This is a genomic window from Spirosoma gilvum (genome assembly GCF_054776815.1).
On record NZ_BAAHBH010000004.1, the window covers coordinates 14,146 to 37,269 of the forward strand.

Genomic DNA, 23,124 nt, shown 5'->3' on the forward strand with positions numbered 1-23,124 from the left:
AAACTCAAGTCGTATGAAAACGTACTCACGTGTGGCTGTTCTGCTGGCGGCTCTGTCGTTGATCGGAACGTATTTTTTGCCTCTCTGGCGCATTGACCTCTGGGCTCCGCAATATCCCGAGGGGCTGGTCATGAAAATCTGGCTTTCCAAACTGTCGGGCGATGTGGAGGTGATCAATGGACTGAATCACTACATCGGTATGGCTCATATCAAAGCCGAGATGTTTCCTGAATTTGGCTATATGCCGTATCTGGTGGCTTTTTTCATCGCGTTCGGGGTTTTAACGGCCCTGCTGAAAAGTCGAAACATGCTGCTGGCCAACTTCGGTATGTTTGTGTTGGCCGGTGTGGCTGCCCTATACGATTTCTGGCAGTGGGGTTACGAATACGGACATAACCTGGACCCCAAAGCGCCGATTCAGGTACCGGGCATGGCGTATCAACCGCCTTTATTGGGCTACAAAGCTCTGCTCAATTTTGGGGCCTACTCGATACCCGATCTGGGCGGTTGGATTTTTATCGTAGCCGGTATATTGGTGGCGATCGCCACGGCTAGTGAGTGGCTTTTTAGCAAACAACCGTCGACAACTAACCCGAAACGGAAAGTAGGTGGTAGTCCTATAACAGTTGCCTTATTATTGTTTGGTGTACTAATGCAGGGTTGCTCTATCGAACCGGACCCTATTCGCTATGGTCAGGATGCGTGCCATCACTGCAAAATGACGATTGTCGATCAAAAGTTTGCGGCTGAGTTTGTCACCGCTAAAGGAAAAGCCTATAAGTTCGACGATGTGGCCTGTCTGGCTCATTATCTGGCGGAAAACAAACTGGCCGACAATGAACTCGCGCTGGTGCTGGTCAATGCGTACGCAAAACCTGGAACATTGATCGATGCCCGAACGGCCGTGTTCGTCCAGAGCGACGCCATCCATAGTCCGATGATAGGCAACACTGCCGCTTTTACCCCAACAGACGATCGTTCTGAGTGGAACAAAGCCACTGCCCGGAACTGGCAGCAGATCTTAAGCCACCTACACGAATGAACAAGCCCAGACTGACCATCTTCGGACTTCTTCTGCTGCCTGCGCTCCTGTTGCCCTGGCTGGTTTCGGCCCGAACCATCCGCGTCGGAAAACAGGAACGCATTCAGACGATCCGTCAGGCACTGGTGGCTGCGGCAGCCGGTGATACCATTCGCCTAGGGCCCGGCCTCTACCGCGAACACGGACTACTGGTCGATAAACCACTGTATGTGTTTGGAGTGGGGTTTCCGGTGGTAGATGGTCAGTACAAAGGAGAGCTTATTTCGGTGACGGCCAGTAATGTAACCATCAGCGGACTCGACCTTCGCAATGTGGGGCGCACCAGTACGGTCGACTGGGCGGCCATTGGGATTTTTTCGGCCCAGCAGGTTCGGCTCATCGGCAATCGCATTCGCAACGCTTATTTTGGCGTATATCTTTCTAATGCCAGCAATTGCCTGGTGACCAAGAATACGATTGTTGGGACGCCACGGGTTGAACAGACAACTGGCAACGGTATTCATGCCTGGAAATGCGACCACTTACGCATCGAATCGAACCAGATCAGCGGCCACCGGGATGGCATCTATTTCGAATTCGTGACGCATTCAACCATTCAGCAGAACCTTAGCACCCATAACATCCGGTATGGCCTGCACTTCATGTTTTCGCATGAGGATAGTTACTTCCATAACACGTTCCGTCAGAATGGCGCTGGGGTCGCGGTCATGTACACCCGACAGGTAACCATGCGCCAGAATACATTCGAAGAGAACTGGGGCAGTGCCGCTTATGGGTTGCTGTTAAAAGACATTTCGGATAGCCGAATTGAGCAGAACACGTTTCGAAAGAACACGACGGGCATTCTGATGGAAGGCACCAGCCGCATTAGCTGCCAGCATAACCGGCTCACCGAAAACGGCTGGGGAATGCGAATTCAGGCCAGTTGCGCCGATAATACCTTTAGTTACAACACCTTTCTGTCCAACACGTTTGATGTAGCCACCAACGGCAATACTGTGCTCAATACCTTCGATCAGAACTATTGGGACAAGTACAACGGCTACGACCTGAACCACGACGGTACCGGCGATGTGCCTTACCATCCTGTGAGTCTGTACTCGGTGATTCTGGAACAAATGCCCCACGGTATTGTATTGCTCCGCAGTTTTATGGTGAGCCTGCTCGATCAGGCTGAGAAGATGATCCCGAGTCTGACGCCTGAAGCGCTGGTCGACACGAAACCCTTACTAAAAATACCATGATTACAATTTCCAATCTCACGAAGTCGTACGGACGACAAACCGTGTTATATCCCCTGTCGGTGCAGTTACAGGCAGGCCAGGCCGTGTCGTTGATTGGGCCGAACGGAGCCGGGAAAACCACCCTGATCAAGTCGATACTGGGGTTGGTTGTGCCCGATTCGGGGGATATTTGGTTTCATGGTCAATCGATTCTGGGCGGCTGGCAGTACCGGCAACACATTGGCTATATGCCTCAGATCGGCCGCTACCCCGACAACATGACCATCCGGCAGGTATTTACTATGCTGAAAGAGCTTCGGGCAACCGCCCCACAAGTCGCCAACATACCACTGGATGAAGAACTGATCGATGCCTTTGCCCTGAACAGGCATATGGATAAACCCATGCGGTCGCTATCGGGGGGCACCCGACAGAAAGTGAGCGCCTGTATGGCGTTTATGTTCAACCCTGGGGTGCTTATTCTGGACGAACCCACAGCAGGACTCGATCCACTGGCCACTGAAATTCTGAAAGATAAAATTCGCCGTGAAAAAGAAAACGGCAAGCTGATTCTGATTACGTCGCACATCCTCAGCGACCTGGAAGAGCTAACCACAGAAATCATGTATTTACAAGATGGACGATTGCAATTCTTCAACAGCGTCGACTGGCTTAAAGACGTTACCGGCGAGCAGAAACTGAGCCGGGCCGTGGCCGCCGTCATGAAAGAACGAAAGAGCGAATCGGAACGCCGAACCGGAGTGAAAGAGCGATTGAGTGATGTGGTTAATTACAATACAAGTGCCTGATTTACACAAGTAAACCCGCTCATTCTCTCAATCACTCATTCACTCTTTCTCTCTTTCGCCATGAACAAGATCATCAAATACGTCTGGCTCGACATTCTTCAGAACCGCATTGTGATTGCCTACACCCTGTTTTTACTGGTGGTTTCCGCAACGCTGTTTGGACTGGAAGATAATCCCAGCAAGGGACTGATGAGCCTGCTGAACATCGTGCTGATGGTAGTGCCGCTGCTCAGCCTGATTTTCACGACTATTCATTTTTACAATTCCTACGAATTTATCGAGTTGATGCTGGCCCAGCCGATTCACCGGAGCAAGCTGTTGCTGAGCGAGTTTGCGGGCGTTGCTTCGTCGCTGGTAACGGCTTTTCTGGTCGGAGTAGGCGGTCCAGTACTGTTTTTTGCAGCCGGTCCAACGGGAGCTGCTTTACTAGCTGCGGGTATTCTGCTCACCCTGATTTTTGTCGCCCTGGCCTTTCTGGCTTCGGTCTGGACCCGCGACAAAGCCAAAGGCATTGGGCTGGCCTTACTCATCTGGTTTTACTTCGCCCTGCTCTACGACGGGCTGGTGTTAACGATCCTGTTCACGTTCAGTGATTATCCGCTCGAAAAGGCGATGCTGGTGTTGACTACCCTGAACCCGGTCGATCTGGCCCGGATTTTTATCATGCTGCAAATGGACATATCGGCGCTGATGGGCTATACCGGGGCATTGTATCAGGAGTTTTTCGGTAGCCTGATGGGTTCTGTATACGCACTATCGGTGATGGCGGTATGGATTGTGCTACCTATCTGGGGAATGGTACGGGTATTTGCCCGAAAAGATTTATAGCCATGAAGCCCATACAACAGACCACTACTAACCAGATGACCGTTCACTCAATGGCACAATCACTCAATCGCACAATTGGGTATATCCTACCCTTAGCCGGGCTATCGCTACTGCTGGGGCTGGTGACGGGTTTGCTTCGGCTTGGCTGGTCGATTCCGATGACCGAGAGTGCTGGTCAGCATGGCGCGTTGATAGTCGGCTCGTTTCTGGGTACGCTGATTCTGCTCGAACGTGCCGTCGTGTTTCCGCAACGCTGGGCGTTGTTGGCTCCCTTGCTGAATGGGCTAAGCTTACCGGCGTTTGTAGCAGGATATCCGACAGTAGCGCAAGGCTTATTATTCATTGGTTCGCTGGGAATGGTCGGAATGACCTATCTGTTTTTATTGCGGCATCGGCACAGTTATTATTATTTGCTGGTGGGTGGCAGCATGTGTCTTGCTATTGGTAATTTACTCTTGCTGAAAACCGGATTTTATCCGCTTGCCGTTCCCTGGTGGATAGCCTTCCTATTGCTAACGATTGTAGCCGAACGACTGGAACTCAGTCGATTTTTACCCGTAAGGCTCTGGCGCCGAGGTCTGTTATGGCTAGCTGTCAGTATATTTCTGACAGGTATAGCACAACCCTTTCACGGCAATGGTCAACAATGGATGGGTGCAGGTATGATCATGCTGGCCTTCTGGCTATATCGTTTTGATATGGCCGCAAAGTCGGTACGTAAACCCGGACAGGCTCGCTATAGCGGTGCGCAGTTGCTAATCGGATTCGGCTTTCCAGACAAATCCCGGCTGATCGACGGTAAAATATTGCTCAGCCTCGGCAGGCATCCATTTCCCATCCGGGCGTGTCCGCATTAGTCCTTCCTGACGAAGCCGAACGGTATGGATTTTCTCTTTACCCACTATGCCCGCCTTTTCTAACCACTGCTTTACCGGCGTGGGTAAATCGGCCAGCATATCCGTCGTAATCAGGGTTGAATCTGACTCGGCCTGTTTCAAAAGTTGCTGAGCATCCTGATTGGCCTGTCGCTCAAATCGCAGATTGGCATAGGCAAACCCTAGAACCACCAAAATTACCAGATTGGCTATTGTTCCGGCTTTAGCATCAGGCCAGTACACAATGATGAGCGCCTGTGAGAGAACAACGCTCCCCAGGGCAAGCCCGATCCACCAATTCGTCTGCAACCAGTACCCAATAGCGGCTGCAACAAGACCAATACAGGCTAGCAACCAGCACAAACCCAACACTTTCGACAGATCAGCCGAAACCGGAATAACTGTTTTACCCGTCATTTGACGAATGACTGCTAACTGCCATTGACTGGCAAAGCCGAGCAGATGAATGAGTCCATGAATCAGGAGCAGGGACGAAAAAAAGATACGTGCCACGGTGAGAAGAGTTGAAAAGTCCTTTGAATGACTTATGAAACCAGGCCTTAACACATCGACGCTTTGGTAACCAGACGTGTTTGCTGGTTGTCGTAAAAGCTAAACTGATTGAGCAGGTTGCGAGCCGTTTGCTGAAGGGCTTCCTGGGTGAGGAATGCCTGGTGCGCTGTCAAGAGTACTTTCGGGTTAGTACGCAGTCGGTTCAACAGCTCATCCGTAATCGGTTGGCCAGAATAATCGTAATGAAACCAGGCCTGCTCGTTTTCGTACACATCAGCCGCGTAGCCCGCCAGTCGCCCGCCATCCAATGCGATTAGAACCGCTTCGGTATCGACCAGCCGACCACGAGCCGTATTTACCAATATAGCGTCCGGTTTCAGCAGGCTTAGCGATTGCCCATTAACAAGCTGATAGGTCTGCGGGGTAAGTGGGCAATGCAGGGATATGATATCGGCCTGCTGCAATACGTTTGGCAACAATACATACCGAACGCCCGCTTCCATTAATTTTTGATCGGGTCGGATGTCGCAGGCCAGCACGTTGCACCCAAACGCCAGCATGATCCGGGCAACTACTTTTCCGATACGTCCGGTACCCACTATGCCTACGGTTTTCCCATGCAGGTCGTTACCCACCAGGCCATCAATCGAAAAATCACCTGCCTGAACTCGATTATGGGCTTCGGGCAGGTGACGAATCAACCCCAGTAGCAGCGTAACGGTCTGTTCGGCTACCGAATACGGCGAATGACCGGGCATTTGCAGGAGCGTCATGTTCAACTCCGCTATAGCTTCCTGATCGACATTGTCCAATCCTACCGACCGCATACCGACGATAGAAATGCCGTTTTGTTTCAACAGTCGCAGCACAGGTCGGCTTAGGTCGTCGTTCACAAACGCGCACACAGCCCGATGACCTTTGGCCAATTCTGCTGTTTGGAGATTGAGCGGCTTGGTGATGTAGGTAAGTTGATGATGGCCAGCGTATCGCTCAAACCAGGTTTGCTCAAAGGGCAGGGCACTGAAAAAAGCAATGTTCATCGCAGTAAGCAATTAGTTGGTCCAAGATTCACAAAGGTGGCTTACGCCCTCATTCAGGTAGTGGTTTAGCCAAATCCGTTTCGATATACTGGCCATCGTTACCAAAAACGGCTACTACCGATTTTCCATCCTGCACAAAATGGGCGTACGAATAATCTGAATTATGATTCCATTTTACAGAGTCCACCTGACCAAATTTTTTCGCAAACGCTTTCTCTACTGTTTCATTTTTTGCCCCATTCGGAGAGCAGGCTAACAGAAATGTACTTAACGTAATGACAGCGGCTCCTTTTGTAATCCATTGCATAGCATTCTTGATTTAACTAGTTCGACATAAAAATCTTGTTGACAAAACAGCGCATTAGCGAGTGTGATGCAGCCACCTATGAGTCCAGCTTCCACCAGCCATATACGTCTTTATATACCACAATAGCCCCCTGCTCGTCAATGTCCAGCAAATTATAGGTAACGATTACCGGAATTGGTTGCGGAATGGCTACTGTCCTGGGTGTAGCCTTTTTGGAACAGGTTGTCAGAAAAGTGGAATCGAAGCGTGGTTTGCCCAGCGCCAGATTAGCCAGCTCGACCGGTTTTTCGACCCGAATACATCCGTGGCTCAGCGTTCGCCGTTCATTGGCAAACAGGGAACGCTGATTGGTGTCGTGCAGATAAATATCGTAGGGATCGCTGACGTTGAACTTCATCACGCCCAGCGCATTATCGCAACCAGTCGATTGCCGCAGCCGATACGGAAACGTTCTGACCGTGAATGCCGACCAGTTTATGGATTCAGGCGAAACAATGGCCCCTTTGCTGTCGATGATTTGCAGGTTCATTTCGGCCAGTATCCCAGCCGGATTTTTCCAGATTTTCGGTAACAATTCGTTCACCGCAATGGAGCGCGGCACGTTCCAGTAGGGATAGGTGACGATGCCCGTGATCTGCGCATTGAACAGAGGGGTTGGTGTACTGGCTTTCCCAACAATCACCCGGCTGGCCAACAGCGTAGTTCCATCCCGATTAATCACCCGCAGCGTAGCCGACGGAATGTTGACTACCACGCGTTTGTCGGCTGGAAATCGATTAAGCCATCGGTAAAAATTAAGCGTAGATTTGACCTGCTCAATTGTCAGTGAATCCGCCATATAATCATCGACAAGGCAACGTATGCAGTAAGCTTTTAGCTGTCGATAAGTAGGATCATGCGACTCCAGCGAATCCAGTAGTGGGCACCAGTTGGCTCCAGCCAGAAATTGATTCGTAAGCCGATTGATGCGGGTCGTATCAATTTGCTCCTTCAACGCCTGGTAGCCCAATCTTGCATGGGGTTTACCATAAACGATGTGGGTAAAATAAGCCCGAAGGCAGGTGGTATCGGGCGCTGCACAGGGCTGCTCTACACCAATTTCGCTAGCGTACTGCTGTAATCTCGCCCAGTCGTCGGGTTGCTGGGCAAAGGTCAGTAGAGGCAGGCTTACTAATATGGTAATCAGGCGGTACAGCATATGGAGCATGTAGTAATGACAGCCCAAAACTGCACACGATCAGTTTATATCCAACTGATAATGATCAGTATACACATTGAAACCAGTCAATATATTTCCTGACGTATATCATGGACAGTGCCGAAAAATTAGCCTATTTTTGAATTTAATAATCTTGACATCTACTCTTTCTAGCCAATGACGTTCGAACCTGCCTCCCAAATTCTGGCATTTGTGTTGCCAATGTCGTTTTTACGATGCGACTTAACGTTTAGCAAACGAAACGGTGCTCAGGAAGATATCCATATACCGGTTCGGCCAACCAGCAAATCCCGGTATGTGGTATCAACAGAGAAGCTTGCGAAGGGGCTTTGGCGAGTTTATCTGGAATGGTCAGATGGACGGCGGCAGTACCACGATGAACGGGAAATTAGCATCGTCTGATACGTAGGTCAGATATTATCAACAATAGTCAGGTGTTGTCTCTCATTCTCATAAGCATATAAAAAGCAAAAGCCGCTTCCGTAGAAGCGGCTGAACTCATCTATAGGCAACAGAACCATCTCTGGGCTCCGGAAGAAAGTTCGGAGGGGTGTTTAAAACAAGTTCTTAATATCGATCCGGCGGTGCATCTGCTCTTCATCTTTAAAAGGCAGCATGACCATAACCCGACCCTGCTCATGAATAGCTTCGATATGATCAGCGTCGACAAAGGACGGAATGTCCAGCACCCGAAGGAACATTGGTACCGCCAATCGTTGGCTGATACCATCTTCCTGATGTTCGCTTGTGCCAACTAGTAAGGTATAGAGAACGAGTTTACTGCCCTCAACCAGCACATTAAACGAGTTGGCTTTGACACCAGGTGCCGATAGGGTGATAATTAAGCGTTCATCTTCCCGCTCTACGTTCATAGTGGTCTGACTAGATCCACCATAAAGGGTATTCAGCAAGTCGATCTGCCCGCCTGTTCCCTGAAACACGTTTTCTATCGCTTTCATAGTGGTGTTGTTTACTGTTCAATTACTGTATTATAGACAAACCTCGTGCCTAAAGGTTTATTTAGCTTTTTTCGGCCAGTATGACAGACAAAATCATGGAAATCTTGCCGAATAATGCCTTTTTGACACGACTGAAGGCATATATGCCAATTTTTTCTCTATACATACGCTTCTACAGACTGTTGCGATTTTTGGGCTTTCTGTGGAAAGTCAGCCACACCACAATACACGCTCCTGATTGACGGAAAGCTCTCGTTCATGCTGTATCTTTGTGAATCATGCATATTCGAATTGGAACCCGAAGTAGCCGCTTAGCCGTTTGGCAGGCCGAGCATATTCAGACGTTACTTAAACAGGGCGGATTAACGTCTGAACTGGTATATATAGAAACTAAAGGTGATCTGGTACTCGACCGATCGCTGGCCAAGATTGGCAGCAAAGGTGTATTCACGCAGGAACTGGAAGACCAGCTTCGTGATGGCAGTATCGATATTGCCGTCCACAGTGCCAAAGATTTACCATCTAGCCTACCGGCCGACCTGACCATCATTGCCTTTACCGAACGCGAACAGGCCAACGACGTGCTTGTCAGTCGGGATAGCTCACTTTCGCTCAGCAGTGGACAATCTTTCCGTATCGGCACCTCATCGACGCGCCGGGTAGCGCTGCTCAAACACTATTGCCCACACCTGACTACGGTTGAGATGCGGGGAAACCTGCAAACGCGTATCCGTAAGCTCGACGAAGGCCAATGTGATGCGCTGCTGCTGGCTTACGCCGGTGCGCACCGTATGGGTTACGATGATTTGATTGCCGAATACCTGCCTATTACCGAATTTATACCCGCTGTAGGGCAGGGAACTATTGCCATTGAAGCCGCCACCACGCTGGACCCATCGATAAGCGAAGCTATTGCATGGATCGTCAATCATGCGCCGACAGCAGCGTGCCTTCGCGCCGAGCGTGCGTTTCTGGCCCGGCTGGAAGGTGGCTGTAGCATACCCTCGTTTGCGCTGGCCCACTGGACAACGGAGCAAACCATTAGCCTTACGGGTGGGCTTGTCAGCCTGGATGGTAGCCGACTGCTCCGCGAAACCTTTACTGGTGCTCCAGCCGAAGCAGCCGTAGTAGGTCATTCGCTGGCCGAAGCCATTCTGGAACGAGGGGGCGACGAAGTATTACAGCAAATCCGCCAACAACTATGACCATTAAAATTGCGACTACCGACGCCGAAATTGAGCGGTGTATACCCGCTATGCTCGCCCTGCGTTCGCACCTAACCCCAGCCGATGCTTTCGAGCGGATTCGCTCCCAACAGCAAACAGATGATTTTGTACTGGCTTACGTCGATACAGGCAATCCGGAAGAGCCGGTTCCGGCTGTGACGGGCTATCGGTATTTGAATTTGTTGTATAGCGGCAAAACCCTCTATATCGACGACCTGTCTACCTTGCCCGAAGCCCGTGGCAAAGGTTACGCTAGTGCGCTGGTAGACTTTATCGTTGATCAGGCTCGCCAGAACGGTTGTCAGTGTGTATCGCTCGATTCGGGACAAAATCCCGCCCGGTACGACGCCCATCGGCTGTATCTGAACAAACGGTTTAACATCGTCAGCCATCATTTCAAACTGGACCTTTAGGTTAATGAATAATGCAGAATGAATAATGCATAATTAGCCTGGCAGTTGTTCATTTTACATTATCCATTGTTCACTATCCATTAAATTACTTCAGAATGAATCTTTTCCGAATTAGTTGGAGTAATCTGCGGGACAAACCCCTGAGCAGCTTTCTAAGCGGTCTGTTGATGACGTTTGGCATTACAATTATCTCGCTGCTGTTGCTGCTTAACAAACAGTTGGATGACCAGTTTCGGAAAAATATTCGGGGCATCGATATGGTGTTGGGAGCCAAAGGAAGTCCTTTACAACTGATTCTGTCCAGCATCTATCAGATCGACTCGCCCGTTGGCAATATCCCACTCGATGAAGCCGAACGGCTCTCGCGCAATCCGATGATCAAAACGGCCATCCCACTAGCTATGGGCGACAATTATCGATCGTTCCGCATAGTGGGAACGAACAAAAAATACCTCGATCATTTTGACGCTACCGTTGGTCAGGGGAAGTTATTTCAGAATGATCTCGAAGTGGTTATCGGCCCTCGTGTAGCCGAGGTAACGGGCTTAAAAATTGGCGATACGTTTGCCAGTTCACATGGTTTGGATAAAGATGGCGAAGAACACGGAGATTCCAAATACAAGGTTGTCGGCATTCTAAACCCAACCAATACGGTCACTGACCAACTCATTCTGACGCCCGTATCGAGCATATGGACCATTCATGGGCACCACGACGAGCACCATGAAGCCGGTGAAGCTCACGAAACCGGCGAAGAACATGAGGAAGAGCCACGCGAAATCACCAGTATGCTCATCAAGTTCCGCAATCCGATGGGTATGATGCTGGCCCGAGGCATCAACAGCAACTCCAAACTTCAGGCAGCCTTGCCGAACATCGAAATCAACCGGCTTTTTTCACTACTTGGCATTGGCGTTGAAACCTTACGCGGATTAGCTATTGCCATTATGCTGATTTCTGGGATTAGCGTGTTCGTATCGCTTTACAATTCATTGAAAGAACGGCGCTACGAAATGGCGCTTATGCTGTCGATGGGAGCCACAAGGGCCCAGTTGTTTGGGATGCTCCTGCTGGAAGGCATCGTGCTGGCCTTGATTGGCTTTGTACTTGGTATTGTCCTGAGCCGAGTTGGGTTATGGTTATTCTCCGGAACCGTTTCGGATGAGTATCACTATAATCTGGCCGCGTTTGGCATCCTGCCCGAAGAATGGGCGCTACTTGGTATTGCGCTGCTTATTGGCATCTTAGCCGCTGCCCTTCCTGCCCTGGGCGTTTACCAGATGAACATCTCCCGCACGCTGGCGGAGGAATAAAAAAATGGATAATGGATAATGGACAATGTACAATGACTCTATTATCTATTATCCATTATCCATTATCCTAATACTTATTAATAATCGAATCAGGTAGCACCTTCACATCGATCCCGTAGGCTTTCATCAAGTTAGCCCGGTTGTTTTGTCCATCCACATAAGCGGGGTTCACAATCATGGATCGGTTGTAGTAGTACGATGCCAGTTCCAGTTTCTGACGGTTGTTCTGCGTCTGCCCTTCGCCCTGATAAATTACACCCAGGTTGTTGTAAGCCGGTGCATAGGCGTTGGCTGCCCGAATGGTTTGTTTGTAATAATACTTGGCAGAGTCGACGTTCGGCGTAATTTTCTGGAACACGTAAGCCATCGAGAAATAGGATTCTCCAAAGTTCGGATAGATCCGGGTTGACTCCTGCAGGTGATCGAGTGCCCAACGACCGTGTTTGTTGGCATGAGCAATGTTGGTATCGATCAATGCCTGCGCCTTCTTGATCTGTTCGGGGGTCGGCTTTGGCTTGATGGCGTTGGTTGCATTGGCAATCGAATCGGCCTTAGCCCGGTCTTTCAGCCCTTTTTCGATCCACTCATTCGCTACGTGTCGCTGCACCTGACAGCTATTGGGCGCATAAGGAAGGGCCGAATTAAACAGAATAAAATTGTTTTCCCAGTCGCGGTTACGCTCAACGGTTTTGAACGAGTACAAGCCAGCCACAACGGCCATTAGCCCCAGCAACGGTGCGTACCGAACCAACATCGGCTTGGCTGTGGATGCATCTGCTGATTCTGATTTGTCCCGAACAATTAGCTTCTGCAAAGCCCAGATCAGGATAAAGGCAAAACCCATCACGGCGGCATAGGCGAAACGTTCGGCGAAGATACCACCGCGCATCCAGATAAAGCCCAGTCCCGGAGCCATCGTCACAAAGAACCAGAAAATCCCAAAGCCCCAGAGCGTACGCTTCATAAACCCTTTCCAGCCTAACCAGATCAAGCCAAGCAAGGATAGGAAGCCAGCCCAGGTGAGTAGATCACCCTTACTACCCGATGGAATCACATTGTAGGAGTAATCATAGACCAGCGGGTGTGGTAGGACCAACAACCGGATGTAATACATCAAAAACTTAAAGGTCGTTGATTTCTCAGTCTGTAAAATCTTATACGGGTAGTTAGCCCAGTCGACCGGGGGAGTACCGCTTAAAGTACCGATCATCTTCTGTTTCTGGAAGAAAAACAAAGCGGCTACAATCAGGAACGGCCATAGGCTAATGAGCGACTGCCACACATTTCGACGGGCAAACCAATACTGCATAGCCGGGATCAGCGCCAGACTCACGATGGACGACTCTTTAGACAGGAAGGCAAAATACAGCGATACACACGCCAATCCTACCCAACTTGCCGATAGCGAACCCATGATCAGAACGCCAACAATACCGCCAAATGTACTCCCTGTCAAACTACTACCGATTACCCAGCCACCGACAATGGCAAACAACCCGAATAGCCCGCCAAAAGCCCAGTCGACTACAGGCCCTTTGTACCAGAACGGTGAATCTGATTCCAGGTGCTTCCAATAGGACAACAGCATCAGGGAGATAAACAGGAAGCTCAGAATTTCGTCACGTCCTTTGATATTGGCGACAATCTCGGTATGCATGGGATGCGCAATAAACACCAGCCCAATCAGGAAGGCGATGATCGTTTGACCCGGCAACCATTTCTGAAGCAATGCCCCAATGGCCAGGCCGGTCAGGGCATACAACCCGGCGTTGATCATGTGGCTGATATTTGGATTATCTTTGAAATACTCCTGCTCCATCGCAAAAGTGATCAGCGACAGCGGTCGATAATACCCCAGCGAGATGTTGCTGAAATGCCAAAACTCCGTACGCAGTAGATCAGGAATACCAGCCAGCCCTTTTTTAACGAATAAATTCTGCCCAACAGCGGCAATATCGTCGAGTGCATATTGATGCCCGAACGTGTTTATATATAGCGCAAAGGCTAACAGTGCCAGAGCAGCTACCGGCCACCAGACAACCGGCCGTTTCTCAATTGGCAAATCAGACGACGGCTCTGCGGTCGTAGCTTTAGAAACCGTTGGACGGGTTACCGGACGTTGTGGAGTCTCGTTTGCACGGGATGCACTTGGTCGGTTCGAGGTGGTTGCGGTGGTTTGAGCAGGCTTGGGTGTTGCCGGGCGAGTATTCTCGTAGGCAGGGGATTGCTTCTTTTTAGCCATGATAGCAGGTACTCATCTTATTTTGGCCGTATTAATTCTCTGGGTTGAATTGGCAATAGACTAAGTAGAGAATTACTACATTTATGGATTGATTGTAAAGTTCCGTAAGAATGTTAGCAAAATCAATTCAGATACATTATCAATTAAAAACATTTGCTTTCGCTATTGGCGTAAGCATCCTGGTTAGTGGTTGCGTGACGGTACGCCCGACCTTGCCCGGAACGAGTACAAAGGTAACTACGCTTAGCCGGGCCGATAACCTTGCACTGGGCAATCCCAGCGCTGCCAGCAGCACCGATCCCGACAATTACTTGCTGGCAAAGCCGCAATACACCCTTTCGTACAATCGTAGCCGTGGCATTGCCAACTGGGTAAGCTGGCGGCTGACATCTGCCTCAAAAGGCGATAGTAAGCGGACCAACGATTTCCGACCCGATCCTACGCTGCCAGCAGGCTGGTATGCTGTCCGATCTACCGATTATACCAATACCGGTTTCGACCGGGGCCACCTTTGCCCTTCCGACGACCGCGATGCAACCCCTGAAGACAATGCGGCTACGTTTCTCCTAACCAACATCGTGCCACAAGCCCCGCGACATAACCGTGAGGTCTGGAAAAATTTAGAAGATTACGAACGACAACTGATGAGCAACGGTAACGATGTCTATATTATTGCTGGTGTAAGCGGCACAGGTGGTACGGGTCAGAATGGGTATGCAACCTCGATTGCTAACGGAAAAATAACCGTACCAGCCACGCTCTGGAAAATCCTGATTGTTGTTCCTGCGGGCTCCGATAATACCTTTCAATTAACCGAGAACACGCGCATTATTGCGGTCAATATTCCCAACGACCAATCGGCAGCCGATAAACCCTGGCGAGCGTATATTACCAGTATCGACGCGCTGGAAACGTTGACAGGCTATGACTTTATTTCAAACGTTCCCACCGATATTCAACAAATTATTGAAGCACGAATTGATGGCGGGACTAATTAGAGCAGAACTACAGTAAGCTAAAAGTCCCTGAGAAATCGTTTAATTCTCAGGGACTTTTGATGTAGACTAAAGCTAGGCAACCGCAACTTGTGAGGCTTCCAAAACGGGACTAGTAGCCGTAATTCGCTGCGTACGCCGACGCAACACAGCCAGTGCTTCTTCCTCATTGGCAAATGCACCATTCGCGTTCACCATATTTTTCACCAGTACATCATACCGACCACGCATCAGCAGGAAAAATATTTGCAGGAAATCCAGGCCATCAAAAATAATGGCCTGATTCTTAGCGTACTTATCGATTGTTTTCAGAAAGAATGTAGGATGCTCAGTCCAGTGCATGCCTGGCCGCACATGGTGACTAATGTGGTAGCCGTCATTCCAGCACTTTTTATTGTATTTCACATTGATGCAGGTAATGCTGTTTTTATAGGCATTGCCTGGCTCTTCGCTATCGACAAATGCATGCTGCGTCCAGTTACCCATCATGGCTATAAGCCGATACACCACCAATGGCAATAGGAATACCAGCACAGTAGCCGCCCAATTCACATAAAGTAAAATACAGGCTATAACACCAAAAATGATTTCACCGGTGAGCGCACGGGTAGCCAGTTTCGAACGGTTTTTCCGTCGGAGGTACGCCAGCAGATTACGCACGCCTATAACAAAGAAACGGCCAAAATAAGCCAGAAAACTCCGGAAGCTGTCTCGTTGAAATGTCATGGTACTGCTGTCATCATCCTCCAGATTGTTCTCAGGATGATGCATGCCGATATGATGGCTATAGTAGGTTTCGGGGGTATGTCCAAAAAATGGGGCAATAATCCACGGCAGATAATTATTCATCCAGCCGTATTCATTCTTAAAAAACTGGCGGTGGCTCGTACAATGCAGCATCAGCCCAAATGGCCCTTTAAACACAAAATTACTTACATAAAAATGTGTAGCCGCCACTGTCCACCAGACCCAGCCCGTGACAAAAGGCATAAACAGCAGAATACTTAACGGAATAAGAATAAAGGTGATGCGAAGGGTAAGGTAAATAAAGGGTAAATCGCGTTCGTCTTTGATAAACTGAAGGAAAAAACGATCAACCTGAGTATAGTTTTTTTCTGTAAACGTAGGGTCCTTGATTGCGCCTAGAAGCTTCATAGTAGCTTTTACGGTGGTTAAGACTAAAGAAAAAAGGTTCAGAAGATTTCGATATCGCTATGGACGACAATCGAAACTGCCCGAACCTTCGTGTAATACTAACGAAAAAAACCGAACGGAATTGAACTTTTTTCCGTTTATGCGAAATTTATTTTTTTTCAACCGCATGTCCGCCGAACTCATTCCGCAGCGCAGCTACTACTTTTCCGGTAAAGGTATCGTCCTGCAAAGACCGATAGCGCATTAACAGCGATAGAGCAATAACGGGGGTTGGGACCTCAAGGTCAAGGGCCGTCTCGAGTGTCCATCTCCCCTCACCCGACGAAAACATCTTCCCTTTGATCGAATCAAGTTTGGGATCTTTACTGAATGCATCCTCCGTCAATTCCATTAACCAGCTACGAATCACCGACCCGTGGTTCCACATTTTTGCAATAGCCTGGAAATCGAGCGGGAACTGACTTTTGGATAATACCTCAAATCCTTCGGCAATCGACTGCATCATCCCATATTCAATACCGTTATGTACCATTTTGGTAAAGTGGCCACTACCCGAAGGGCCGGTATAGAGATAACCATCGTCAACCGAAATATCTTTAAAAACAACATGTAGCGGTTCAATAACATCAGGATCGCCACCAACCATCGTGCACGCTCCATTCAACGCACCACTCATACCGCCACTGGTTCCGCAATCCAGGAAACCGATTCCTTTTTGCTTCAGGTATTCATGCCGTCGCATCGAGTCTTTATAGTGCGAATTTCCTCCGTCAATTACCACGTCGCCAGCCTGCATAAACGGCAGTAATTGTTCAATTACCTTATCGACTAAAGGACCGGCAGGAATCATCAGCCATAGTACTCGGTTCGGAGGAAGCGCGTTATACATTTCCTGTAAGGAGTTAGCTCCCTGCGCCCCTTCAGTTTTAACGGCCTCGACCAGTGCTGCATTAATATCATATCCAACTACGGTGTGCCCATGCCTCACCAGGTTGCTAACAAGGTTAAACCCCATCTTACCTAAACCAATGAATCCAATATGCATAATTATCCAAGATTAGATAATCAAGTTGGTAAATTTTTCATTTTCCGTGTTCAGAAACGGATTAGAATTCGGTTAAGAAACCTTCTGATCCCAATTCATTAACTAAAAGCACTTCTACCTCTCACTATAAAAGCAGTAAGAGGGTTACATTGTTATTTTATACTTTATAAAACGAGTCACTTACGACACGATTACAGTGATTTTATCTCCAGTTTTCACCACTAAGCTTACAGTATCTTCACTATAAACATACTATCTCTATATAGATTACATAAATAGTAATTAAATTAAATTTTTAGTTAACATTTTTTTATCTATCAGCGGCTTAAGTAATAATAATCTTATACATTTGTCTGAATACTCTTTCATAAACCTAATCCAACATATAAATGAATAAGTTATCCGTAACTATCTTATTTTTAACCTTATGCCTATTGGGCCAGATGGCCGCTGCTCAGCAAACTGCGGCTGACTACTTCAACGAAGGCGTTCAGAAAAGCAACGCCAAAGATTACCCCGGTGCTTTACAGGCTTTTTCAACGGCCATAATTCTGAATCCGGAGAATGCCCCCAGTTATTACAACCGGGCACTGGTAAAAATTAGTCTGAATGACATCCAGGGCGCTAACCTTGACCTCGACCAAACCATTGACCTTAACCCTGGCGATGCAAATGCCTACCTGTATCGTGGTTTGAACCGAACCCGTCAGGAAGATTTTCGGGGCGCAATGCAGGATTTCAACCGGGCTATTGAACTTAATCCCAACGATGCAATACTCTATTATCAACGAGGGCTCTGTCGGCTTCAGATCAATTATACCAATAGCGCCCTGGCTGATTTCAACAAGGCTGCTGGGCTCTCTCCCACGGATGCCAATATTCTGACCGCTCGGGGAAACTGCAAAATGCAACTGGCTGATTACAAAGGAGCACTGGCCGATTTTGGTTCAGCCTTAGACAAAATGCCCAACAAAACGCAGGCGTTGAGTGGCCGTGGCTATGCTCGTTTTAAACTGGAAGATTACAAAGGCGCTATGGCCGATTTCAACCGGGCCATCGAACTTAGCAAAGACGAAGCTGATTTGTATTATCAACGGGGGTTAGTAAAATCGAGACTGGGTGAGTTTGAGAATGCGGTGGCCGATTTCGACAAAACCGTACAGCTAAACCCCAATCATTACAGAGCCCTTTTTAGCCGTGGATTTGCCAAGAGCCGTCTGAGTACCACGAAACAGGCAATCAGTGATCTGGATAAAGCCATTGAAATGGGCTCGACAAGCAATCAGAATAAGGCATACTATAGCGATTTTATCACAACCAGTACGTTACCGCTATTTGGCTCAGTAGTACAGGACCGCTATAAAGTAGTCGAACTTTCCGACGACCGTTCCGACGCCTATCTGGTGAGAGGTATGTTGAAAAACGCGGCAGGCGATGGAAAACTGGCCTTACAGGATCTAAATCGTGCCGTTGAGCTGAGCCCAACCAACGCCGAAGCGTATTTCATCCGGAGTATGGTCCGATCTTCCCTAGGTGACCAGCGCGGATCACTCATCGATTGCAACAGCACCATTAAGTTAAACCCACGCCATGCTGAAGCGTATTATTTACGGGGTGTTATTCGGTACGATTCGGGCGACGAGACGAATGCCTGTATCGATTTGAGCCGGGCTGGCGAATTAGGATACACAACTGCCTATAAGATCATCAGTGCCAAATGTAATACTGCTCCACGAGCTACGGCAGCTAAACTATAAGCCCGTTTCAAGTTTAGGTTTTAGGTTGTCTACTCACACAACCTAAAACCTAAACTTGAAATTTATACTTCTGTGGAATCAACCAAACTAATCCTATTCCAACAGCCGCTCCGATACTATCGGCAAGCAGGTCAATCCAGTCGGCACTTCGGTTTATCGGTAAACTATATTGAAGCGCTTCGATAAGTGCTCCAAACAGTATTCCGGCAATTAAGACTCTTCCTGCCGGAAAACCGGCTAATAGCCATAAAAGTGTGAATGGTGCGAAAATAAGTACATGGAGAAGCTTATCATTCCACGCGATTAACCCAGTCGGGATGTCTTTATGAGGGGTAAGACAACCAACCAGCATAATGATGGTCCAGATTACGGCTAGCCACCGGGACAGTATTGGCGAAATTTTCATAAAGTTGATCGCAATCGATTGGTTGTCAAAAGAAGAAAAAACACGATCAGGCTAAGCAAATAAATGACGTTTCGACTGTCGATAACTCCTCGACCGAGTGATCGATACTGCTCATCCAGAGCTAATAACGATAAATAATACGAGATTCCACCCAGTACCGATACACCAGCCAGCGCATTCAATCCCACGTAAAGCAGAAAACAAACAAATACACCCAAAACAAAGGCAACTACCTGATTATCATTGAATGAAGACGCCCATAAGCCTATAGCAACAAACACGCCGGCCAGCAGTATGAGCCCAATGTAGGAGCCAAATACACCAGCCGAATCGATATTCCCTGTAGGCGAACCGAGTTTGTAAAGACTACTATAATAAATTAGTGTTGGGAGCAGGACGATGATAACTAGGAGCCAGCTAGCCAGAAATTTTCCGCCTATAATTCCCCACCGACTAACGGGTTTCGTCAATAACCACTCCAGCGTACCTAGCCGTACCTCATCAGCAATAGAACGCATTGTAATGGCAGGTACCAGGAATAGTAGCAGATAAGGGGTCAGATTAAAAAACGTTCCCATATCGGCATAACCGTTTTCCAGCAGGCTCGTATCCGGAAATACCCACAGGAGCAACCCCATAGCCGTCAGAAACACCCCCATAATGATATAGGCGATGGGCGACGAAAAAAATTGATTGATTTCCTTACGAAAAATGGCCAGCACTTTTGGTTGTAATTAGCGAATCAACTACCTTATTCAAACGGATTGTTTTTATTCCTGCGTATAAACGCGGCAATAATCAATGAAAAAATTAGTCCTAACAGAATAGAACCAATCACACCGAACACAAACAAAATGCCGGGGCTCTGAAACTTTTCCATAATCCCAACGGCACTATCGATCTGCTCATCCGACATACCCTGGGCTTCCATCTGCTCACGGGCTTTATCGGCCGCACGCGTCATAATTCCGGTATCGATGAAGGTCATATAGAATACCGAGAACATGCTGGATATGAAACCCGAGATAGCTGCCGTCAGCGTACCTAGCCCGACACCTTCGCCATATGACATAAATCCACCATTGAGCGTTCTGAAATCACGCATGGCCAGAATGATACCGGCAATAGTCAATCCATAAGCGACAAAACCCAGCGCCCGGTTTCCTATGCTATCGGTAACAAACAGAATTATGGAATAAATAATGGAGACTACGGCTAAAATAAGCCCCCATTTCAGAGCAACGCGGGTTGTCGATGTTTTTTCTTCCATTCCACAGGGAGTTTAGGTAAAACTGTTATTGCAGAACACTGTAATCCTGCTTACGGAATATTAGTGAAATAATCAGTACGGGTATCACAGCCAATGCCGTTTTTTTAGTAAGCTCATCGGGCAGGAGTACCGACGGCTCCATAGCACTCGCTTTTTTCCATTGTTCAGCAAATGTTTCCGGTCCAAACTGATCCGTAATCTGCTTTTTACCATCCAGCAAAAGTTTCTTCGAATTAGCTATATACTCCGCAAACACAGCCGGGTCGACCTTGGTCACAAAAAAATAAATAAGCCAACCCGTTATCAGCGCAGCAACAGTGTTTATCACGTATCCAATGGTCAGCCCTTCCCACAGATGCAACCGTCCATGACCGATGTATTTTCGATAGTACCAGACCGAGCCTACCATCACGATAATATGAATGCCATAATCGAGTACCCGAATATTGCCAAGCGGTGGAATATCCAGGGCGTATAAGCCCAGAAAATAAACAAAGCACAAAACACCCGTTACCAGGCCCGCCAATAGCGGAATCTTCAACAACGGATGACTGAAATAATTGAGAATGCTTTTCATGATATACGAATCAATTGGCCCTGATGGACAGTACCGACCACATGCCCTGTGAACGTTTGCCCCAGAAACGGCGAATTTTTTGATTTGGAGTAGGTCCGCTCATAAACCCAGGTTTGTGTTGGGTCAAAAAGCGTCAGGCTGGCCGATTGTCCTTCGGCAATGGACTGTGAAGGTAACCGCAGGATTTCTCGAGGTCGAACCGTAAGCTTGTCAATCAATTGCGCCAGTGTCAGGTTGCGGTTATGGGTCATAAGTACCGGAAAAACTGTTTCAAGCCCAATAATCCCAAATTCAGCCTGATCGAACTCCAGATTTTTACTTTCAGCATCCTGGGGTGAATGGTCCGACACGATGGCATCAATCGTACCGTCGGCCAGGCCATCCCAAAGAGCTGCTACATCGGCAGCCGAACGAAATGGTGGATTGACCTTCAGATTGGTATCGAAATCTGCCAAAGCAGCATCGTCAAAAACCAGTTGGTGTACCGCTACGTCGCAACTAACGGGCATACCAGCCGCCTTTGCCTGCCGAATCAACTCTACCGAACGAGCCGAAGAAATGGTAGAGAAATGAATGGCAGGGGGCAGGGGGCAGAGGGCTTGGGGCAGAGGGCTTGGGGTAGTAGCAGCATCAGTATTCCTCTCCCCAACCCTCTGCCCTCTGCCCTCTGCCCCAAGCACGTAGTCCAGCAGCCGCAAGTCGCGCTCAATAATCAACTCCTCGGCCAGAGCCGGTAGCCCTTTCAAACCCAACAAGGTACTTTGAATTCCTTCGTGCATCTGTCCGAACCGTGTCAGCAATTGCTCCTCCGGGCGATTCATCAGCAACCCGTTGATGGGCTGAAGATATTGCAGCGTTTTGAGGAGTAAGTCTGGGTTCTGAAGCGGGTGCGTTCCGTCGGAAAAGGCTACAGCCCCTGCCTGATGCAGATCGAGCATTTCGGTAAAATCCTCACCAGCCGCTTTTTTCGTGACAGCGGCAATCACATGTACATTGACCGGCTGGCCTTCGGCCATGCGCCGAACGTAGCCCAGCGTTCCTTTATCATCCACCACCGGCTGGGTATTGGGCAGTACGGCAATATCGGTAAATCCACCGGCAGCGGCAGCCCGGCATACACTGGTCAGGTCTTCTTTATGTTCATAGCCGGGGTCCTGCGTCAGTACGCGCATATCGACCCAGCCGGGCGAAACATGGAGATTATCCGATTCAATAACCGGAGTATCTGTATCGGCAGACAGATTTTCGCCTAGTTGACGAATCAGTCCGTTGTCAACCAGAATATCAACTACCTGCCCGTCGAACGACGAAGCAGCATCGACTATACGGGCAGAACGGAGGATAAATTGCATAAAAAACTTCCGCTGCTTTTTGCAAAGAGGGATGGTAAAAGTGACGTAATTATCTAAAAAAAAGGCCCCTTCGGAGCCTTTTACTACTGTATTTTATCGATCAGGCACCTACCAGTTTCTGGTACGCATCGGCCGTCAACAGATCATCTTTCTGGGTACCGTCGGTCGGTTTTAGGCGAACAATCCAGCCTTCGCCATATGGATCGGTGTTAAGCAATTCGGGTTTTTTCTCAATAGCTGAATTCAATTCCAGGATTTCACCTTCAATCGGCAAAAACAGGTCAGATACCGTTTTGACAGCTTCTACAGCCCCGAATACATCACCTTTGGCCAGGGTTTGCCCAACGGTATTGATGTCTACGAAAATAATGTCGCCCAGTTCGTGCTGCGCAAAATCCGTAATACCAACAACGGCCGTGCCGTCTTCTTCTATCCGAATCCACTCGTGATCCTCCGTATAACTCAGTTCTGCAGGAAAATTCATTGTAGGGGTGATTAGCTTATGACACCTACAAAATACGGTAGCCCATCCCGAATTTGCAAACCACCTACTACTAA

General features: G+C 48.5%; 25 protein-coding genes. 11 read left to right on the forward strand and 14 right to left on the reverse strand.

Features of this window, described 5'->3' with window-relative positions; all coding sequences use genetic code 11:
- Positions 1 to 13 precede the first annotated feature (13 nt).
- From ACYVFD_RS11465 to ACYVFD_RS11485, 5 genes are read left to right on the forward strand one after another with little or no spacing between them, the layout of a single operon-like run.
- Positions 14 to 1,042: a nitrous oxide reductase accessory protein NosL gene (locus tag ACYVFD_RS11465; RefSeq protein ID WP_461090167.1), complete on the forward strand. Its 1,029-nt coding sequence runs from the start codon at positions 14 to 16 to the stop codon at positions 1,040 to 1,042.
- The gene (locus tag ACYVFD_RS11470) at positions 1,039 to 2,286 is read left to right on the forward strand and encodes a nitrous oxide reductase family maturation protein NosD (RefSeq protein ID WP_461090168.1); all 1,248 of its coding nucleotides are present in this window, start codon (positions 1,039 to 1,041) and stop codon (positions 2,284 to 2,286) included. Before ACYVFD_RS11465 ends, ACYVFD_RS11470 begins: the two co-directional genes overlap by 4 nt.
- Positions 2,283 to 3,074, forward strand: coding sequence for an ABC transporter ATP-binding protein (locus ACYVFD_RS11475; RefSeq protein ID WP_461090169.1), 792 nt, complete (start codon positions 2,283 to 2,285; stop codon positions 3,072 to 3,074). Before ACYVFD_RS11470 ends, ACYVFD_RS11475 begins: the two co-directional genes overlap by 4 nt.
- A 60-nt stretch (positions 3,075 to 3,134) precedes the next feature.
- Complete coding sequence (locus ACYVFD_RS11480; RefSeq protein ID WP_461090170.1) at positions 3,135 to 3,902, forward strand: ABC transporter permease subunit; 768 nt, start codon at positions 3,135 to 3,137, stop codon at positions 3,900 to 3,902.
- Positions 3,903 to 3,904: 2 nt separating this feature from the next.
- Complete coding sequence (locus tag ACYVFD_RS11485) at positions 3,905 to 4,759, forward strand: hypothetical protein (RefSeq protein ID WP_461090171.1); 855 nt, start codon at positions 3,905 to 3,907, stop codon at positions 4,757 to 4,759.
- On the opposite strand, the gene ACYVFD_RS11490 is transcribed toward ACYVFD_RS11485, so the two are convergent.
- From ACYVFD_RS11490 to ACYVFD_RS11505, 4 genes are all read right to left on the reverse strand, one after another.
- Entirely contained in the window at positions 4,658 to 5,290 is a 633-nt protein-coding gene (locus ACYVFD_RS11490; protein ID WP_461090172.1) for a DUF6544 family protein, read from the reverse strand. The two genes, ACYVFD_RS11485 and ACYVFD_RS11490, sit on opposite strands and share 102 nt — an antisense overlap.
- 47 nt (positions 5,291 to 5,337) lie before the next feature.
- Complete coding sequence (locus tag ACYVFD_RS11495) at positions 5,338 to 6,330, reverse strand: 2-hydroxyacid dehydrogenase (protein ID WP_461090173.1); 993 nt, start codon at positions 6,328 to 6,330, stop codon at positions 5,338 to 5,340.
- A gap of 49 nt (positions 6,331 to 6,379) precedes the next feature.
- On the reverse strand, positions 6,380 to 6,637 hold the full coding sequence (locus ACYVFD_RS11500) for an RNA-binding protein (protein WP_461090174.1): 258 nt from the start codon (positions 6,635 to 6,637) through the stop codon (positions 6,380 to 6,382).
- Positions 6,638 to 6,713: 76 nt separating this feature from the next.
- Entirely contained in the window at positions 6,714 to 7,844 is a 1,131-nt protein-coding gene (locus ACYVFD_RS11505; RefSeq protein ID WP_461090175.1) for a L,D-transpeptidase family protein, read from the reverse strand.
- A 168-nt stretch (positions 7,845 to 8,012) separates the two neighbouring features.
- On the opposite strand from ACYVFD_RS11505, the gene ACYVFD_RS11510 reads away from it, so the two are divergent.
- Positions 8,013 to 8,258, forward strand: a complete 246-nt coding sequence (locus ACYVFD_RS11510) for a FixH family protein (RefSeq protein WP_461090176.1) — start codon at positions 8,013 to 8,015, stop codon at positions 8,256 to 8,258.
- Between the two features lie 152 nt (positions 8,259 to 8,410).
- Here the strand turns inward: ACYVFD_RS11510 and ACYVFD_RS11515 are convergent, their stop codons facing one another.
- Positions 8,411 to 8,815 (reverse strand): Hsp20/alpha crystallin family protein, encoded by a 405-nt coding sequence (locus tag ACYVFD_RS11515; RefSeq protein ID WP_020597639.1) that lies wholly within the window; start codon positions 8,813 to 8,815, stop codon positions 8,411 to 8,413.
- 278 nt (positions 8,816 to 9,093) lie between these two features.
- On the opposite strand from ACYVFD_RS11515, the gene hemC reads away from it, so the two are divergent.
- The 3 genes from hemC (at position 9,094) to ACYVFD_RS11530 (ending at position 11,767) form a co-directional block, all read left to right on the forward strand.
- Positions 9,094 to 10,020, forward strand: a complete 927-nt coding sequence (gene hemC / locus ACYVFD_RS11520) for a hydroxymethylbilane synthase (protein WP_461090178.1) — start codon at positions 9,094 to 9,096, stop codon at positions 10,018 to 10,020.
- Positions 10,017 to 10,454, forward strand: a complete 438-nt coding sequence (locus ACYVFD_RS11525) for a GNAT family N-acetyltransferase (RefSeq protein ID WP_461090179.1) — start codon at positions 10,017 to 10,019, stop codon at positions 10,452 to 10,454. Before hemC ends, ACYVFD_RS11525 begins: the two co-directional genes overlap by 4 nt.
- A gap of 95 nt (positions 10,455 to 10,549) precedes the next feature.
- Positions 10,550 to 11,767: an ABC transporter permease gene (locus ACYVFD_RS11530; protein ID WP_461090180.1), complete on the forward strand. Its 1,218-nt coding sequence runs from the start codon at positions 10,550 to 10,552 to the stop codon at positions 11,765 to 11,767.
- Between the two features lie 67 nt (positions 11,768 to 11,834).
- Here ACYVFD_RS11530 and ACYVFD_RS11535 read toward each other — a convergent pair whose 3' ends face one another.
- The gene (locus ACYVFD_RS11535) at positions 11,835 to 14,009 is read right to left on the reverse strand and encodes a tetratricopeptide repeat protein (RefSeq protein WP_461090181.1); all 2,175 of its coding nucleotides are present in this window, start codon (positions 14,007 to 14,009) and stop codon (positions 11,835 to 11,837) included.
- A gap of 110 nt (positions 14,010 to 14,119) precedes the next feature.
- On the opposite strand from ACYVFD_RS11535, the gene ACYVFD_RS11540 reads away from it, so the two are divergent.
- A complete protein-coding gene (locus ACYVFD_RS11540) occupies positions 14,120 to 15,007 on the forward strand; it encodes a DNA/RNA non-specific endonuclease (protein ID WP_461090182.1) in 888 nt (295 codons plus the stop codon).
- Positions 15,008 to 15,079: 72 nt separating this feature from the next.
- Here the strand turns inward: ACYVFD_RS11540 and ACYVFD_RS11545 are convergent, their stop codons facing one another.
- Both ACYVFD_RS11545 and gnd read right to left on the reverse strand, forming a co-directional pair.
- A complete protein-coding gene (locus ACYVFD_RS11545; RefSeq protein ID WP_461090183.1) occupies positions 15,080 to 16,159 on the reverse strand; it encodes a fatty acid desaturase family protein in 1,080 nt (359 codons plus the stop codon).
- A 148-nt stretch (positions 16,160 to 16,307) separates the two neighbouring features.
- Positions 16,308 to 17,204 (reverse strand): phosphogluconate dehydrogenase (NAD(+)-dependent, decarboxylating), encoded by an 897-nt coding sequence (gnd, locus tag ACYVFD_RS11550; protein ID WP_461090184.1) that lies wholly within the window; start codon positions 17,202 to 17,204, stop codon positions 16,308 to 16,310.
- Between the two features lie 389 nt (positions 17,205 to 17,593).
- Between gnd and ACYVFD_RS11555 the strand changes: the two genes are divergently transcribed.
- A complete protein-coding gene (locus ACYVFD_RS11555) occupies positions 17,594 to 18,961 on the forward strand; it encodes a tetratricopeptide repeat protein (protein ID WP_461090185.1) in 1,368 nt (455 codons plus the stop codon).
- 49 nt (positions 18,962 to 19,010) lie between these two features.
- On the opposite strand, the gene ACYVFD_RS11560 is transcribed toward ACYVFD_RS11555, so the two are convergent.
- The 6 genes from ACYVFD_RS11560 to gcvH form a co-directional block, all read right to left on the reverse strand.
- Positions 19,011 to 19,367: a VanZ family protein gene (locus ACYVFD_RS11560; protein ID WP_461090187.1), complete on the reverse strand. Its 357-nt coding sequence runs from the start codon at positions 19,365 to 19,367 to the stop codon at positions 19,011 to 19,013.
- Positions 19,364 to 20,089, reverse strand: coding sequence for a gliding motility-associated ABC transporter permease subunit GldF (gene gldF, locus ACYVFD_RS11565; RefSeq protein WP_461090189.1), 726 nt, complete (start codon positions 20,087 to 20,089; stop codon positions 19,364 to 19,366). The genes ACYVFD_RS11560 and gldF overlap by 4 nt, the downstream gene beginning before the upstream one ends.
- A 29-nt stretch (positions 20,090 to 20,118) precedes the next feature.
- On the reverse strand, positions 20,119 to 20,637 hold the full coding sequence (locus ACYVFD_RS11570) for a DUF4199 domain-containing protein (protein ID WP_461090190.1): 519 nt from the start codon (positions 20,635 to 20,637) through the stop codon (positions 20,119 to 20,121).
- Between the two features lie 25 nt (positions 20,638 to 20,662).
- Entirely contained in the window at positions 20,663 to 21,214 is a 552-nt protein-coding gene (locus ACYVFD_RS11575; RefSeq protein WP_461090192.1) for a DUF4199 domain-containing protein, read from the reverse strand.
- Positions 21,211 to 22,566, reverse strand: coding sequence for a dihydroorotase (locus ACYVFD_RS11580; protein ID WP_461090194.1), 1,356 nt, complete (start codon positions 22,564 to 22,566; stop codon positions 21,211 to 21,213). Before ACYVFD_RS11580 ends, ACYVFD_RS11575 begins: the two co-directional genes overlap by 4 nt.
- A gap of 100 nt (positions 22,567 to 22,666) precedes the next feature.
- On the reverse strand, positions 22,667 to 23,050 hold the full coding sequence (gene gcvH / locus ACYVFD_RS11585) for a glycine cleavage system protein GcvH (protein ID WP_461090195.1): 384 nt from the start codon (positions 23,048 to 23,050) through the stop codon (positions 22,667 to 22,669).
- Positions 23,051 to 23,124 lie beyond the last annotated feature (74 nt).